The following is a 15385-nucleotide window of genomic DNA, read 5'->3' as shown; positions in this document are numbered from 1 at the left end:
AGAAATAAAAAGACCGCTTAGGCGGTCTTTTTATTTGGTAAAGGATTTTCCGAAATAATGTGTTCGAATATTTTCTCACATAATTCTTTAGCAGAATCAGTTAATTCCCATTCAACATGATCCATAACTGTTAGAACTAAGCGACAAAATTTAAGTTTTTCTTTAATAGTGCCTGATTGATCGGAAAAACATTTTTTTGGTTTGCCATCGTCAGTTTTAGGATCACCATCTTTAATTTGATCATCGATAATTTTTCCAATTCCATTTTTAGCATGGAAATAATTTTTAGAAAAATCTAGCTTTGCAATCTCGAAACCTTCTTTGGTATCTGCTTGCATACCATCTATGGATAGATGATTGGAAAGAGCATTTCTTTTTGTTTCATCATCCTGAAAAGCATCATTTAAACCTAAAAATTTAATACGGCAAGCATGATAAATAATGTTTGATGGCAGGGTATTTTCAGTTTCTTTACACTCTAAAAGAAAAAACTTTTTTCCTAGTTTTTCTTCTAAACTTGTAGCTCTCATGCCTTTATTTTTAGTTTTAATATCACCATCAGCTATAAGAAACACACTACTAGAAGTTAAGAGAGCATTCATACCGCAATCATCTAAATGATCAGTAAATTCGTCACTAAAATCCCAATGTGTTAGGTTACTACCAGCATATTCCACAAATGTGTAATGATAATTCGGCATTAATCTTTGAATATCTGATGTCCTAAATTTATATAAATCTAAATTATTAGGTTTTTCTTCAAGCTTTAAAGCTTCTTCTTGTTTTAATACATCTAAATATTTCTGCATATATTTAGTGATATAGAGCCGATCTGTAATCCCTTCGACCCAAATTGTACAGTTTGCCAAATAAACCGAAGAAGGGCGTACACCGAGAGAAGCAAGTAAGTCACGATCTCGGTCACAGCGGTAAATTTTAAACTCAAATTCACCTGAACTATCTTTTTTAGGTTGTTTAACAAATTTTTGAATCATGACTTGGTCAGATTCGTCAGCCATATCAAGTAAGTGATTTGAATGTGTGGTAAAGAAATAATAATGTGGTGTTTCGTTTAAGTAGAAATTCATCAATTGACGAACCATACCTGCATGCATGTGGAGTTCAGGTTCTTCAATAAAAAACGCATGAGTTTCAAAATTTCCATCTTTATCTTTACTTTTTATATATGCCTCATAAGTCAAAATAATGGCTTGTTGTAAACCATCACCTAATTCAAATATAGGGCGTTGAGCATCTTTCCCAATTTTAATATGTACAACATCAATTTCACTTCCTAGTTCGTCTTTACCAAATTTAGGAATTAAGGTTACAGGTTCATTATCGAAAAAATATTGGCTTAATTTTTCTTGATAGGCTTGTATCAGCTCACGTTGCTTAGGCTCACCTAATAAGTGGACTTTAAGCTCATAATATAAGCGCTCCCCAGTAATTATGTTCTCCTTATTAAATTTATTCTGATACTTGAAATAGTCTTTTTGAGCACGTTCGATATAAGGATATTTTTCGTCCAAATCTGTTACTGGGCGCATTCCTCGTAGAATAGGGATGTAAAATTTGGTATTAGTAAAAATAGGATTTAAATTTTGCTCAATTTCTTTACTAAAATAAGCTTCAGCTTGGGGTGTATTATTATTTGAAAGAAGACCAGACAATTGACCGAATTTTGATAAGTAATTAAGTGCGTTAGAAAAGTTGGATTTTGCAGAACCGATATTCGAGGGCTTAATTTCATTTACAGCATTCAAAAAATGCATATAGTAAGTGTCTGCTTGACCATATTTTTTACTTTGAATAAGCTTTTTTTTGAAACCCTGTAAGTTTCTAAATTGAAGAGAAGTATAAATTTGCTGGCCTTGAGGTGTTTTATATAATTCACGTAAAAATCTGCTTTTACCTGCATTATTTTTACCAATAAAGAAGTTAAGTCGTTTGATTTCTATAACTTCATCATAGCCAGTTTCTCTATCATTGTCTGATGTGTAATTCTCTAAATTTTCCGCCCAATAATATAGTTTTTCTGTCATATAGCCCCCTAAATATAGAGGCTAATTTATCAGTAATACTATGCTTTTAAAAGAAAATTAGGCTATCACGCTTCTCTATGCTCTTGTCCCCAAACCGCCATTTGCACCATCAATTTTTCAAGCTTACGACCTGATGGCGTCAGATCATACATTGAGGTCGTTTTACCCGTAATTTCATCAACAGACTCAATTTTTTCAACAACATTGTTCAATTCAAGTTCTTTGAGCTCTTTAGAAATCATCCGCGGTGTAATGCCTTGCAGCAGACGTTCAATCTCATTAAAACGGCGTGGCTGTTTAATCATGGTTGCAACAATCGCTAATTTCCATTTGCCATTAATGACGTTCATGGCATTTTTAAGCGCCACAATAAACATCAAATTACATTGGTCATCTTCGCTTAATGTTTCAGCATTCTCTTTCATAAAATCAGCCATCTATCCTCCCATCTCGTCATAAAATTTAATCAAATGAAATCCTAAATTCACTATACAACAGTATAGTGATCTCGTTTTTTAACTCGCCTATAAATTACATCATTGCAAAAATAATCCAAGGTTATTGAATGATTTTAGTTACTGGTGCTACTGGCCAATTAGGGCGAAGTGTAGTGCAACAATTAAAGCAACAGCTACAAAACAATGAATTTGCTGTATTGGCGAGAAACTTAGAAAAAGCCAAACCTTATGTCAATGAACATATTGAAGTCCGTGAAGGAGATTTCAATCAACCTGAAAGTTTAGTCAAAGCCTTTCAGGATGTCGACAAGCTGCTTCTCATTTCAACGATGGAAATGAATCGCTTTGAACAACATAAGAATGTCATCGATGCTGCGCGTGAAGCAGGTGTTCAACATGTGTATTACACAGGTTTATCCATTCAAAATATTGAAAATTCAGCGGTGAAGGACTTGATGATCAGTCATTTTCAAACTGAAGATTATCTCAAAGCAAGCGGACTGAAATATACACTCCTACGCAACACCATGTATGCAGAAGCGATTCCACAAATTATCGGTGAACGGGTTATCGATACAGGCATCCAGCTCTCTGGAGGTGCGGGGAAAGTACCTTATGTGTTAAGAGCAGAGTTAGGAGAAGCAATAGCAAATGCCTTAATTCAAAATGATCATGAGAATAAGGTCTATGAGTTAGTCGGCAGCCAAACTTATAGCTATCAAAATATTGCTGATGAGCTGAGTCAACTCAAAACAATACCAGTTGAATATCACGATCTTACTGAAGAAGCCTATCAACAGTTCTTAAAAAGAATCGGTTTGCCCGAATTTCTGATCTATCTCACACATGGCACAGTTGTAGATATTAAACATCGACAGTATGAAGTTCAAAGCCAAGATTTAGAACAACTTTTAGGTCGTCCAAGCCAATCACTCAAATCAATGTTGGCGAGTTTATACGCTTAAAGAATTAAAAATATTCACATTTAAACATTATAGGTAAATACATGAAATTATTAGAAGCTTTACAGTGGCGTTATGCAACCAAACAAATGACTGGTGAAAAACTACCGCAAGAATTAGTCGATCAAATTCTTGAAGCTGCGCGTTTAGCACCGACCTCAGCGGGCTTACAACCGTTCCATATTATCTCGATCAGCAACCAAGAACTTAAAGAGAAAATTTCACCAGTTGCATTGAATCAACCGCAAATTACCCAGTCATCGCATCTTTTGGTATTTACGGCTTGGGATACGATTCCAGACGAGCGTATTGATGAACGCTATAACGCAATGAATCGTGAGCGTCATTTACCTTTAGATACGACCATGGATGTGGTGCAAAACTTAAAGAACCTGTTCTCGACGTTTACTGAAGAGCAGCAATACCACCATACTGCAAAACAGGCTCATATTGGTTTTGGTATGGCAATTGCGGCAGCAGCTGAGTTAGGTGTAGATGCAACGCCAATGGAAGGTTTTGATAAAGACGGTCTGGATGAATTATTAGGTTTAAAAGAAAAAGGCTTAATGTCTGTGGTGCTATTGGCACTAGGTCGCCGTAATCCTGAAAAAGATTGGTTAATTGGATTGAAGAAATTCCGTATTCCGCGTGAGGAGTTCGTCACTGATATCCAGTAAAATATTTCATTAGAACAAGAAGACAAAATAATAACTATTCGAGTTGACCGTCTATCTCCAGAAAGGCGGTCTTTTTGCATTTCTGAACATTGAACAAATCAAGTGCACAATTTTGATTCATGCACATTTTTGAATCTTTCCGACGACTTTTTTCCTAGCCCTCTTTTATATATCTCAAGAAAAGTTTTGGCACGTTTTCTGCATTTACTAAGTATTACCAATTCTTTTTTTTGTAATACCTAGAGGTGCTGCAGATGACGACAAATCAATCCAAACAATCGAAGCATCCCATCCTTCAATTCTTCATTGAACTGATGAGTGTCCGTGCGGGTTTACACCTACAACAATCTCAAAAACCTAAGGAGCTCAAACGTGCCTAAACAGAAGCTGGCGCGGATCAGCATCACCTTACCTGAAAATACATTGCAGGCTATGGATCAAAAAATTGTAGATCAACATTATGAAAGCCGATCTCAAGCCATTGTTGACATGATTAACCACCATTTGATCAATGACCTCGTCAGCCGAAATGAGGTCATGGTCGGTACTTTAACCTTACTGTATGACGTCAGTTTAAAGCCATTAAGAACACAGCTTATAGATTTACAGCAACAGTTTTTGACTCAGGTGATTAGTTCACTACATATCCAATTAGATGATGACAAAGTCATGCAGGTGATGTTGATGCAAGGGGTCAGCAGTGACCTAAAAGCCATCAGTGAGCAATTTAAAGCATTAAAAGGGGTAATTAAGGGGCATTTAGAGCTGATGGATGCAGTCATGCCACCTATTCCTCAAAATTCGGAACACGTATAAGGAGCACCGCCGTGCAGACATTATGGACTATACAAGATTGGCAACAGGCTTATACAAATCAAACTATTCAGTTGAATGACTTAAAGCGTTATGTTGCTGAACTCTGCAATGATGATCACGCTTGGATTTCAATAGCCAGTGCAGAGCAAATACAGGCGCAGATTGATGCATTGGTCCATCAGGATATCGCTGATCTTCCGTTATATGGCGTGCCATTTGCTGTCAAAGACAATATTGATGTTGCTGGATTTTATACCACTGCGGCGTGCCCAGACGCGGCTTATTTAGCAACGCAAGATGCAACCGTAGTGGCTAAGCTTAAATCTGCTGGTGCAATCGTGGTGGGCAAGACCAATCTAGATCAATTTGCCACGGGATTGGTTGGCGTACGTTCACCCTATGGGGCAGTAAAAAACAGTTTCAATCCGGATTATATCAGCGGTGGATCAAGCTCTGGCTCAGCGGTTGCAGTAGCAAATGGGTATGTACCATTCGCCCTCGGCACTGATACAGCAGGTTCTGGCAGAGTTCCCGCGGGTTTCAATAATATTGTCGGACTCAAACCAACCAAAGGCTGGTTTTCAGCCACAGGTTTAATCCCTGCATGTCGAAGTATTGATGTGATCTCAATTTTTGCAACTCAAGTAGAGGATGCTTGGACGGTAGCACAATTGATGCAAGGTTATGATGCGACCGATGCTTATTCAAGACAGCATCCGAGAACAGTCCCGACACAATTTTCGAAGGGCAAGATTGCAATCCCAGATCACTTAGAATTTTATGGTGATACTCAAAGTGAGCAAGCATTTCAAACAGCCATTGCTCGAATGAAATCGCTCGGATTTCAAGTTAAAGAGATTGATTTCACAGTATTTAATCAATTGGCTGCTGCATTGTATAACCGCTCATGGGTTGCGGAGCGTACGCATGCCGTCGAACACAAAGTTCGACGTGAGCAATGTCATCCGGTAATTAAGCAAATTATTGATCAAGCTGATCACTTCAATGCTGTAGATGTGATGCAAGATGAGTATCAGCGTGCAGAATGGGCTAGGCAGATCAATCTTCAATTAAAAAATTATGATGCGTTGATGGTGCCAACAGCTCCTACGATTTATCGCATTGCAGATGTTGAAGCAGATCCGATCCAAAAGAATTCGCATATGGGGGCTTATACCAATTTTGTTAATTTTGCTGATTTATCAGCATTGGCACTCCCAAATGTCATCCGTGATGATGGTTTGCCAAGTGGTATCACTTTAGTTGCTGGCGCTTGGATGGATCAAGCTTTGGCACACTTCGGTCAGCAATGGCAAGCGACTTCAGGATTAAATTTAGCAACGTCAAAGCAAGGTTATCAAATTCGTAAATCAATAGGATCTGAGCACACCGTTAAATTGGCAGTGGTGGGAGCACATCTTACAGGCATGCCGCTGAATTTTCAGTTAACGAGCAGACAAGCCACCTTGGTTAAAAAAACGCGTACTGCGCCGTATTACAAACTATTTGCTTTAAAAAATACTCAGCCACCTAAGCCGGGGCTACAACGAGATACATCAGGTCATTCTATTGAAGTGGAAGTGTGGGATATACCAAGAGCATTGTTCGGTGACATTGTCGCTGAGGTCCCAGCACCACTTGGTATTGGCAATGTACAACTCATTGATGGAACATGGGTGAAAGGCTTTATATGTGAAAAACATGCTTTAGCAGATGCACTTGATATCAGTCACTTTGGTGGATGGCGTGATTATATTCAAGCCTCAAATTTTACCAATACTAAATTTAAGTGCACGAGCATTGGTGAGGTGGTGCAATGAAAACGATGGTATGGGGAGTCATTGGAACTGCACTGTTATTCGTGGGTTGTGATAAAACCGCAAAAATTCCAGAACCAAGTCAACATGCTCAAGCAGAAAAATCAATGCAACCGATTCGGATTGGTTACAGTGATTGGCCGGGATGGGTGGCATGGCAGGTTGCTATTGAGAAAGGGTGGTTTAAAGAAGCTGGATTAAACGTAGAGTTTAAATGGTTTGATTATTCAGCCTCTATGAATGCTTTTGCAGCAAACCAATTGGATGCGGTTTCTGTTTCACATGGGGATAATTTGGTCATCGCCTCAGGTGGAACGCGTGGCATTATGATTTTAGCAACTGATTATTCATCAGGGAATGATGTCATTCTTGCAAAAGAGGGCATTCATAGTGTGGCAGATCTTAAGGGTAAAACGATTGCAGTCGAAAAAGGGCTAGTCGATCATAATTTATTGAATACCGCACTTTCAGATCAAAATATATCAGCCAATGAAATCAAACTAATTAATGCAGCAACCAACGAATTACCCCAAGTGTTTAGCAGCCAAGCTGTTGATGCCATTGCTGTATGGCAACCTGTAGCAAATCAAGCTTTAAAAAGCGTAGCTGGGTCCAAAATCATTTATAGTTCTCAAGATAAACCAGGATTAATCTATGATACGTTGACGGTAAATATGACGCATTTATCTAGGCATCAAGCAGAGTGGAAAAAAGTGCTACAAGTATGGGATCGAACCGTCAAATATATTCAAGACCCTGTGACGAGAAGCGATGCTTTGATGATTATGTCAAAGCGTGTTGGTGTAGAACCTGAGCAATATGAACAATTTATTCAAGGCACACATTTGTTGGATCTTGAGGAAAATCAAAAGGTATTTAAACGTTCTTCCACTTTAGATTCTATTTATGGATCAACTTATCATGTCAATAAGTTTAATCTTGAAAATGGAGTATATACGGTAAAACTAGATATTGATGGACTGATTTATCCAAAATTGGTTGAATCATTTAAATAAAAAAAGCCCAGTGCAGAGGGGCTTGCACTGGGCACAAAGTTGGACTGAATGATTGGTCGGTAGAGCAACAGACTTGCCTACCTTGTATGGATTAAGAATAGATAAAAATGAAAAAACTAGGAAACGGATTAAAATTATAAAATCAATCGTTTTATGCGATGAATGCATTAGCGTGTATGAAGTGTCTATAAATCAACAAAAAATCACATATTTTTCACGAATGAACAATTAACATCGAAGTTTAATGCGTATAAAAAAGGATCATGTGCGTTGTATACAACAGCTGACATTTCTAGAATTATTGAAATGGCATGGGAAGATCGGACACCCTTTGAAGCCATTCTGCTGGAATACGGATTAAACGAAAGTGCAGTTATTCGATTGATGCGACAACAATTAAAAAAAAGTAGTTTTGAAATGTGGCGTAAACGTGTTGCGGGGCGGAATACCAAGCATCTTCACAAGCGCTCACCAGATATTTTAAGAGCTTACTGTATTCGACAATATAAACCGAAGTAGGCCTATTGGGAGATAAAGCTTTGCGTATTTTAAAACAACGAAAATGGTGGATTCTCATTCTGCTCATTTCGATGGGTGGGATATATTTCATTTTCCGTTGGTGGCAAGGTCCTGTTGTCGAAACTTACCTAATCGAAGAAAAACCACTGATTCAAACAGTGGTTGCTTCAGGTCGTGCTGAAAATGTAGCACGTAGTGAAATTGGGAGTGAAATTTCGGGTGTGGTCATTGAGCGACGCGTGCAAGAAGGTCAACGAATAGCAGCAGGAGATGTACTGTTAATTATTCAATCTGATGATTTAAAAGCACAAGTCCGTGAAGCAGAAGTTGCGCTAGAGGAATTGCGGAAAATTCGCTATCCACAAGCGCAGGTTGAATTGAAAACGGCAGAATTCCAATTACAACAAGCCAGTCGCGAAGCAAGACGTCGTCAGCAAACGGAACCGGGAGTGCTTTCTGTTGAAGAAAAAGAACAAGCTTTAGAAGCTGAACGCTTAGCCAGAAATCAATTATCTGCGGCAAAACTTAAGGCGCAAAGCCTTGCTCCAGGTCAAGTGGAAGAAAAAACCTTAAGCGAAAGATTAAATGCGCTACGTGCCCAATTGGCAAAAAGTGAAATTCGGGCACAAGTATCGGGTACGATCTTGACGCGTGAAGTCGAAAAAGGGGATGCGATTCAACCTGGAAAGGTGCTCTTTACAGTCGCAGTTGATAGTCCAACGCAAATTAAAGTGGCGGTGGATGAGCAAAATTTACCTTATCTGAAATTAGGTCAAAAAGCGGAAGTGATTGCAGATGCTTATCCAGAGCAAGCATTTCCAGCTGAAGTTAACTTTATTGCACCTAATATTGATCCTCAACGTGGTACGGTTGAAGTCAAATTGGCGGTGAACTCTGTACCCAATTTTTTGAAGCAAGATATGACGGTCTCAGTGAATGTCGAAACAGCACGTCGAAATAAAACCAAAGTAATAGCCAATGACGCGCTTATTGACCCTTCAACCACGCAAGCTGAAGTTATGGTGGTAAGAGAGGGCAAGGTCCAACGTCAATCTGTAAAATTAGGGTTGCGTGGGACTGCCATGTCTGAAATCTTATCAGGGTTGGATCACAATGATCAGGTCGTTATAAAGCCTGATCAAGTAAAAGCGGATCAGCGTGTCAGAACTAAGCAGGTACAAGCACTTTGAAGATGAAGCGTTTATGGACCAATTGGCTCATCGCTGTTGGGTTTTTACGCGAGGGTCGCAGTCAAACACTGATGATTATTGGTGGTGTTGCTATTGGTGTTGCCGTTATTGTCTTTATTAGTGCATTAATTCAGGGGCTTCAGTCCAATTTGATTGAGCGTACGTTGGGTACTCAGGCACATATTAGTTTACATGCACCAGATGAGGTCAATCGCGTCGTTAAAGTGCCTGAGGGCGTAGCACACATCATCCATGAAGATCAAAGGGCTCAAAGACTCAAGTCGATCAATAACTGGCAAGAAGTTCTTGAAAATCTAGACAATATCAAGACGCTCAATGCCGTTTCTCCCATGGTTTCAGGGCCTGCACTGGTAAAACGGGGGGAAGCGATTCAGTCAGTTGCGATTATGGGGATTGATTTACCACGGTATCAACGTATTGTACCTTTGCAAGAGTATCTAAAAACTGGTCAGCTTCGTTTAAAAGCAGATGATGTACTCATCGGAAGTGAGTTGGCCAAAGACCTTGGTGTGCGCGTAGGCAGTAAAATTCGCGTTGATAACGGTCAAGATATTAACGCCGTCATGAATGTAACGGGTATTTTTGAACTCGGGGTCAAAGAACTAGACTCACGCTATATGTATATCGATCTAAAGCGGGCACAGTCTTTATTGGGTTTGCCGGGTGGGGTTACCATTATTGATCTTCGTATTTCTGATATTTTCTCCGCAGATCAGGTCGCAACTCAAATTCATCGTCTCACTGGATTAAAAGCTGAAAGTTGGATTGAAAGTAATGCGCAATTGATGAATGCGATTTCAGCGCAAAGTCTTTCAACCAATATGATAATTATATTTGTTGGAATATCTGTTGCATTTGCGATCGCTAGCGTACTCTCCATTACAGTGGTACAGCGTACACGTGAGATCGGAATCTTGCGTGCGACAGGTGCGAGCCGTGAACAAATTTTGATGATCTTTCTCATTCAAGGTGCGATTTTCGGCTTACTTGGTTCTATTGTTGGAATCCTGACCAGTTATGCATTGGTTTGGTCATTTAATGAATTTGGCCCAGGATTATTTTACATTCCAATTTCACCTTATTTGATTGGATCAGCTTTATTACTTGCAACATTGAGCGGTTTAATTGCAGCGGCGATTCCTGCCCGTCGTGCAGCGCGTTTAGATCCTGTGGAGGCAATCCGTCATGTCTAATCATGATGAAGTACTGCGTTTAGAGGCTTTGAAAAAGTCTTATAACATTGGACAACCAAATGAAATTGAAGTGCTGCATGGGATTGATTTTGCGATACATCGTCAAGATTTTGCTGCGTTAATTGGACCTTCTGGTTCAGGTAAGAGTACGTTATTAAATATTTTAGGTTTACTCGATCAACCCACCAGTGGTGAAATTTATTTACTTGGTCAACCAACCAGTCAAATGGAAGATCAACAAAGAACGGAATTGCGTGGAAAGAGCATAGGATTTGTGTTTCAGTTTCATCATTTGATTCAAGCGTTCACCGTTATTGAGAATGTTTTGATGCCTCTAATGTTGGCGCATGGCAAACCCAATCAACAAGCTTTGGATCGAGCACATGATTTGTTAAAAGCGGTAGGATTGAGTCAATTTGCACAACGAAAAGCCAGTCAACTTTCTGGTGGGCAGCAACAACGTGTCGCAATCGCCAGAGCTTTAATCACTCAGCCTGCTTTACTCCTCGCTGATGAACCTACAGGTAATCTAGACAGTCAAACAGCGAGCGAAGTCTTTGAGCTGTTTCGTGAAGTAAATGAGCAACAAAATTGTGCGGTATTGTTAGTGACCCATGATCCACGATTATCCGCTACATGTGATCGAACCATTCAACTGGTAGATGGGCGAATTGAACGTGATGAAATGATGTCGTGATTAAACCAAGGCTGCATTTAAAATGGTGTGGTCAAAAGGATTGATGTTGCATGCTTTATCCTGACCGTTTGTGTGATCAGGATATAGCGCCTTATTTAGAATGACTGACCTTGGTCATTCTTGGAATTTTAGGTAAGTCGGCGAGTGCTGGATCAAGTTCATCTTCTTCAGCATGTACCAAAGCATCTACACGTTGTCTTAAATATTTAAATTTTTCAGTGAGCATCAATTCATGCTGACGTGGTCTTGGTAGATCAACCTCAATGATTTCCTTAATTTCGCCAGGATTGGCCTTCAATGCCACAATCCGATCGGCCAGTAAAATCGCCTCGTCCATATCGTGTGTCACAAAAATAATCGTGATATCGATATTGGCCCAAAGATCGATCAGATGCTTTTGCATTTTTTGACGCGTATGAGGATCTAAAGCTCCAAAGGGTTCATCCATTAAGAGAATTTTTGGCTGATTCACGAGCGCGCGAGCGATGGCAACGCGTTGTTTCATCCCTCCAGAAAGTTCATGAGGGTATTGCTGCTCAAATTTTTCAAGTCCGATAATGTTGATCCATTCGCGGGCTTGCGCCTCAGCTGTAGCATTGCTGGCACCTCGCATGAGTGGACCAAACATGACATTTTCTTTTACCGTTTTCCATGGAAACAGTGTGTAGCCTTGGAAAACCATGCCACGCTCTGGACTCGGTCCGGTGATGGTTTCACCGTCTACCAGTAATTCACCACTGGTATATGGATCAAGACCTGCCACAATACGGCTAAAGGTAGACTTACCGCATCCTGAAGGACCAATAACACAGATAAATTCACGTTTATGAATTTTTAAATCTAAAGCATTTAAAATGGTGCGCTCAGTTTTTCCGTGGCTAAATTTCTGGGTGAGATTTTTCGCTTCTAAAATGACGGGACGAGCGTAAATTTTGTCAAAGTAAGCGCGGGCATCAAAATCTGAGGGTTGAATTAGTGAAGACATTAGCGAGCTCCCGTTTTCCATTTAAATAAGTGCTGTCCAAGTTTCATTAAAATCACGTCGCAAATCAGACCAATCAAACCGATAATCAAAATTGCGGCGAAAACATTGTCAAAGTTTTGATAGCGAGCTTGTTGAGTGATGAACCACGTGATACCGGATGTACTTCCTATGAGTTCCGCAACGATTAAATAGGTCCAAGCCCAACCTAAAAGTACACGAAGGTTTCGATAAATTTCTGGGAGTGCAGCAGGGATGACCACATAAAATAAACTTTTGATTTTATTGGTTCCTAAGGTGAATCCAGCTTCAATAAGACTGCGGTCGACCAGACGGGTGGTATTGGCAATAATCAGAATTTGTTGGAACAAGGTACCAATCACAATAATGGCAATTTTAGGTGCGTCATTAATGCCCAAAATCGCAACAGCAAGAGCGCCAAAGGCTGGTGCAGGCAGATAGCGAAAGAACTCTACAAAAGGTTCAGTTAACTGAGAAATTTTATGAGAAAAACCGCAAAGAATACCCAAAGGAATCCCGATCAAAGAAGAAATAAAAAATGCGGTAAACACCAGTTTAATGCTGTGCCATAAACTTTCATGAAACCATGGTGCATTTGCTTGAGCGGGTGGCGTTGTAAATGCGGTCACTAAGGCTGTAGCGACTTCATCTGGTGCGGGTAGGTAAATGGGATTGACCAAAATTCCCCGAGGTGGTGGCAGTCCTTGATCGACTGCCAATTGCGCTTCAGCATAATAATCTTCTCTACTGACACGGCTATCGAGTTGTAAAAATGTTGTGCTACCAGAATCTGTGATTTGAACTTGGGGATGCCAAATAAAAGGCAAATAACTCACTGCACACCAGATTAAAATTGGAATTAAAAACGATCCAAAACCAAGCAAAAATTTATGCTTTTGACTCAATTCTCGTGCAACATAGCTCATCGTTGCCACCTCAGTAATACAAAAAATAAAATTCGTATGATTAGGTTGCAAAATCGATGCCATTTTCGAAGCGTGCTTTAAAAGCGCTAAATTTTTAAGTTTTCATTCATTTTTCTTATGTACATTCTTTCAATATCAAGGTTTCGATCATCAAAATATGATGGAGAATTACAACTCTTCACTTGATGGTGATCACTATCACGTTTTAAATGCAGATAGAAAAGATGAGAGCCTGCTTAAATGAGATCGGCTAAATTTGCGACATTCTTAGCATGTATGTTCATGTTCCAAAGCCTTTGGAATGTGGCGGCGGCTTTTTGTGTTCATGAAAGCGACTCAACATCGACACAAAGTTTTCACTTTGGTCATCATCAACCTGTACTTTGCCAAGCCGATCTTTCAAATAAAAGTCCGAAGTCCCAAATTGAAAAAGGCTTCGTGCTTGGTGATGATCAAAGCGTGACGCTAGAAGAAAAAGCGCAAATCGATGTTTTGGATCATCAAGATCATCTGCCGTCAATGTCTCAGTTTATTCTTGCTGTAAACGAGAATTTGCCTTCATCACAACACATCGAAAAGATTTACCAAAATCACTTTCTTTGGATTAATGCCTATCAATCGCCTCATTTAGGTAAAATCCCTCCGCCTCCTGAATTAACCCCGCTATTGGTGGGGTAGCCTAAAAATTTCCCACCACTTATTTTTAAATTAGTGGGAAATTCATATGTCTTTTAAATTAAAACATTCCATTCGATTATGGCTGGTTTTAGGTTCGCTTAGTTTGGGTGCAAATGCTCAAGCAATGACAGTCAATTCGCTTGAACAAGCACTCGTTCAAGTGTCTCAATATCAACAATCAGAACATATTTGGCAGCAACGACAACAAATGTCAGAACTTGCTGTTAAGCAAAGTCGACTTTGGCAAAACCCGTCCATCAATCTCTCTCGAGATGGTTTTGGTTCGAGTCAAGATCAAGAATTGAGTCTTGGTATTAGTCAGCCGATCGACATTTTTGGTCAAAGACGGATTCAAAAAAATATAGCGCGTTTGGCTGGGCAACAAAATGAATTGCAAGAAAAGTTGTGGGAAGCACAAAGCCAATTAATCGTGAAGTATGCTTGGTCACAGTTTTTAATTTCGCAATCTGAAGCACAAATTCAAAAGTCTCAACTGCAAGTCAGTCGTGAAACTTTAGACAGCGCTAAAAAACGATATCAGGCAGGAAGCATAGCCTTGGTTGAGTATGAACGAGCGCAGATTGAAGCGGCAGAAAATGAACGCAATTATCAGCAAGCCATTTTAAATAAAGAAATTGCAAAACGTAATCTTTCTAATCTCTGGGGAGAAACTGAAGCAGAGGTGAAGGTTGATTCAAATCGGATTTATTGGCCTGACCAAGTTGAACAGAATGTTCAAAATTATATTTCTGCAGGTTATTTAGAAAAGCTTTATGCACTCAATGTTGTGCAGGCTAATCAACGAATTGAGCAGCTTAAAATTAGAGCAAAACCAAATCCAAACTTGAATGTAGGGATGACGCGAACAAAAGCGCCCAATGAGACAAACGATACTAGTTTATCTGTGGGTGTCGATATTCCGTTCAATATTTTTAATCGTCAACAATACCAAATTCCGCTTGCACAACGTCAGCAATCTCTACTTGAGCGTCAACAACAAAGAGAACTCAAACAACAAATTTTAGAGATTGCAAACTCATTTCATCAGGTGCGTGGCTTAAAACTGCAGTATGACGCTGTACTGAGACAAAAAGACTTGTCTGAAAAAGTACAGATGCGCTCTTTGCTCGGTTTTAAAAATGGAAAACTTTCAATCACTGAGGTGCAACAAGCAACGACACAATTACAAAATATTCGGCTCAGTCAAATTCAGCTCTTAAGAGAGGCATGGCAAACCGCACTAGCTGCTGAGGCATTAAGTATCGGTATTAGTTATGAACAAATTAGTCGTTCAGATGCCTATACCCAATTACTCAAAGAGGCTGTGTCACAGTCAGAAAATTTCATCAATATAGGGGCAGAATAAA

At 39.6% G+C, this 15385-nt stretch carries 16 protein-coding genes; 12 read left to right on the top strand and 4 right to left on the bottom strand.

Going from position 1 to position 15385, the window contains the following annotated elements:
• Positions 1-17: 17 nt before the first annotated feature.
• Both BMW42_RS03500 and BMW42_RS03495 read right to left on the bottom strand, forming a co-directional pair.
• Positions 18-2045, bottom strand: coding sequence for an AAA family ATPase (locus BMW42_RS03500; RefSeq protein ID WP_092766421.1), 2028 nt, complete (start codon positions 2043-2045; stop codon positions 18-20).
• Between the two features lie 65 nt (positions 2046-2110).
• Positions 2111-2482 (bottom strand): winged helix-turn-helix transcriptional regulator, encoded by a 372-nt coding sequence (locus tag BMW42_RS03495; RefSeq protein WP_213032603.1) that lies wholly within the window; start codon positions 2480-2482, stop codon positions 2111-2113.
• A 128-nt stretch (positions 2483-2610) separates the two neighbouring features.
• On the opposite strand from BMW42_RS03495, the gene BMW42_RS03490 reads away from it, so the two are divergent.
• The 10 genes from BMW42_RS03490 to BMW42_RS03450 all read left to right on the top strand — a co-directional run bounded on the left by BMW42_RS03490 (position 2611) and on the right by BMW42_RS03450 (position 11411).
• Positions 2611-3468, top strand: a complete 858-nt coding sequence (locus BMW42_RS03490) for an SDR family oxidoreductase (protein WP_092766420.1) — start codon at positions 2611-2613, stop codon at positions 3466-3468.
• Between the two features lie 41 nt (positions 3469-3509).
• Positions 3510-4142: an NAD(P)H-dependent oxidoreductase gene (locus tag BMW42_RS03485; protein WP_092766419.1), complete on the top strand. Its 633-nt coding sequence runs from the start codon at positions 3510-3512 to the stop codon at positions 4140-4142.
• A gap of 254 nt (positions 4143-4396) precedes the next feature.
• Positions 4397-4522 carry a hypothetical protein gene (locus tag BMW42_RS14920; RefSeq protein WP_257219874.1) on the top strand — a complete coding sequence of 42 codons (126 nt, stop codon included), beginning with the start codon at positions 4397-4399 and terminating at the stop codon, positions 4520-4522.
• Positions 4515-4958, top strand: a complete 444-nt coding sequence (locus BMW42_RS03480) for a CopG family ribbon-helix-helix protein (protein WP_035263841.1) — start codon at positions 4515-4517, stop codon at positions 4956-4958. Before BMW42_RS14920 ends, BMW42_RS03480 begins: the two co-directional genes overlap by 8 nt.
• Positions 4959-4969: 11 nt before the next feature.
• Positions 4970-6778, top strand: a complete 1809-nt coding sequence (gene atzF / locus BMW42_RS03475) for an allophanate hydrolase (RefSeq protein ID WP_092766418.1) — start codon at positions 4970-4972, stop codon at positions 6776-6778.
• Positions 6775-7791 (top strand): ABC transporter substrate-binding protein, encoded by a 1017-nt coding sequence (locus BMW42_RS03470; protein ID WP_092766417.1) that lies wholly within the window; start codon positions 6775-6777, stop codon positions 7789-7791. Before atzF ends, BMW42_RS03470 begins: the two co-directional genes overlap by 4 nt.
• A 270-nt stretch (positions 7792-8061) precedes the next feature.
• Positions 8062-8310 (top strand): TIGR03643 family protein, encoded by a 249-nt coding sequence (locus BMW42_RS03465; RefSeq protein WP_228143077.1) that lies wholly within the window; start codon positions 8062-8064, stop codon positions 8308-8310.
• A gap of 20 nt (positions 8311-8330) precedes the next feature.
• Positions 8331-9500 (top strand): efflux RND transporter periplasmic adaptor subunit, encoded by a 1170-nt coding sequence (locus BMW42_RS03460; protein WP_035263863.1) that lies wholly within the window; start codon positions 8331-8333, stop codon positions 9498-9500.
• 2 nt (positions 9501-9502) lie between these two features.
• Positions 9503-10714, top strand: a complete 1212-nt coding sequence (locus tag BMW42_RS03455) for an ABC transporter permease (protein ID WP_035263833.1) — start codon at positions 9503-9505, stop codon at positions 10712-10714.
• Positions 10707-11411, top strand: coding sequence for an ABC transporter ATP-binding protein (locus BMW42_RS03450; RefSeq protein ID WP_092766415.1), 705 nt, complete (start codon positions 10707-10709; stop codon positions 11409-11411). Before BMW42_RS03455 ends, BMW42_RS03450 begins: the two co-directional genes overlap by 8 nt.
• Before the next feature lie 91 nt (positions 11412-11502).
• Here BMW42_RS03450 and BMW42_RS03445 read toward each other — a convergent pair whose 3' ends face one another.
• Together BMW42_RS03445 and BMW42_RS03440 are read right to left on the bottom strand one after the other, a co-directional pair.
• On the bottom strand, positions 11503-12396 hold the full coding sequence (locus BMW42_RS03445) for an ABC transporter ATP-binding protein (protein ID WP_416224313.1): 894 nt from the start codon (positions 12394-12396) through the stop codon (positions 11503-11505).
• Complete coding sequence (locus BMW42_RS03440; protein WP_092766450.1) at positions 12396-13340, bottom strand: ABC transporter permease; 945 nt, start codon at positions 13338-13340, stop codon at positions 12396-12398. Before BMW42_RS03440 ends, BMW42_RS03445 begins: the two co-directional genes overlap by 1 nt.
• A gap of 240 nt (positions 13341-13580) precedes the next feature.
• Here BMW42_RS03440 and BMW42_RS03435 point away from each other — a divergent pair, with 240 nt between their 5' ends.
• Both BMW42_RS03435 and BMW42_RS03430 read left to right on the top strand, forming a co-directional pair.
• Complete coding sequence (locus BMW42_RS03435) at positions 13581-14018, top strand: cation efflux protein, CzcI-like (RefSeq protein WP_092766414.1); 438 nt, start codon at positions 13581-13583, stop codon at positions 14016-14018.
• Positions 14019-14064: 46 nt separating this feature from the next.
• On the top strand, positions 14065-15384 hold the full coding sequence (locus BMW42_RS03430; protein WP_092766413.1) for a TolC family protein: 1320 nt from the start codon (positions 14065-14067) through the stop codon (positions 15382-15384).
• Position 15385 lies beyond the last annotated feature (1 nt).

It is taken from the genome of Acinetobacter sp. DSM 11652 (assembly GCF_900109815.1).
Lineage (GTDB): Bacteria > Pseudomonadota > Gammaproteobacteria > Pseudomonadales > Moraxellaceae > Acinetobacter.
Note: the sequence above shows the minus strand (reverse complement) of the source record. Positions and strands in the feature narration are given on the sequence as shown.

Coding starts and splice junctions, on each gene's coding strand:
- BMW42_RS03500 (WP_092766421.1), bottom strand. CDS start 2,045: ATGACAGAAAAACTATATTATTGGGCGGAAAATTTAGAGAATTACACA.
- BMW42_RS03495 (WP_213032603.1), bottom strand. CDS start 2,482: ATGGCTGATTTTATGAAAGAGAATGCTGAAACATTAAGCGAAGATGAC.
- BMW42_RS03490 (WP_092766420.1), top strand. CDS start 2,611: ATGATTTTAGTTACTGGTGCTACTGGCCAATTAGGGCGAAGTGTAGTG.
- BMW42_RS03485 (WP_092766419.1), top strand. CDS start 3,510: ATGAAATTATTAGAAGCTTTACAGTGGCGTTATGCAACCAAACAAATG.
- BMW42_RS14920 (WP_257219874.1), top strand. CDS start 4,397: ATGACGACAAATCAATCCAAACAATCGAAGCATCCCATCCTTCAATTC.
- BMW42_RS03470 (WP_092766417.1), top strand. CDS start 6,775: ATGAAAACGATGGTATGGGGAGTCATTGGAACTGCACTGTTATTCGTG.
- BMW42_RS03455 (WP_035263833.1), top strand. CDS start 9,503: ATGAAGCGTTTATGGACCAATTGGCTCATCGCTGTTGGGTTTTTACGC.
- BMW42_RS03450 (WP_092766415.1), top strand. CDS start 10,707: ATGTCTAATCATGATGAAGTACTGCGTTTAGAGGCTTTGAAAAAGTCT.
- BMW42_RS03445 (WP_416224313.1), bottom strand. CDS start 12,396: ATGTCTTCACTAATTCAACCCTCAGATTTTGATGCCCGCGCTTACTTT.
- BMW42_RS03440 (WP_092766450.1), bottom strand. CDS start 13,340: ATGAGCTATGTTGCACGAGAATTGAGTCAAAAGCATAAATTTTTGCTT.
- BMW42_RS03435 (WP_092766414.1), top strand. CDS start 13,581: ATGAGATCGGCTAAATTTGCGACATTCTTAGCATGTATGTTCATGTTC.
- BMW42_RS03430 (WP_092766413.1), top strand. CDS start 14,065: ATGTCTTTTAAATTAAAACATTCCATTCGATTATGGCTGGTTTTAGGT.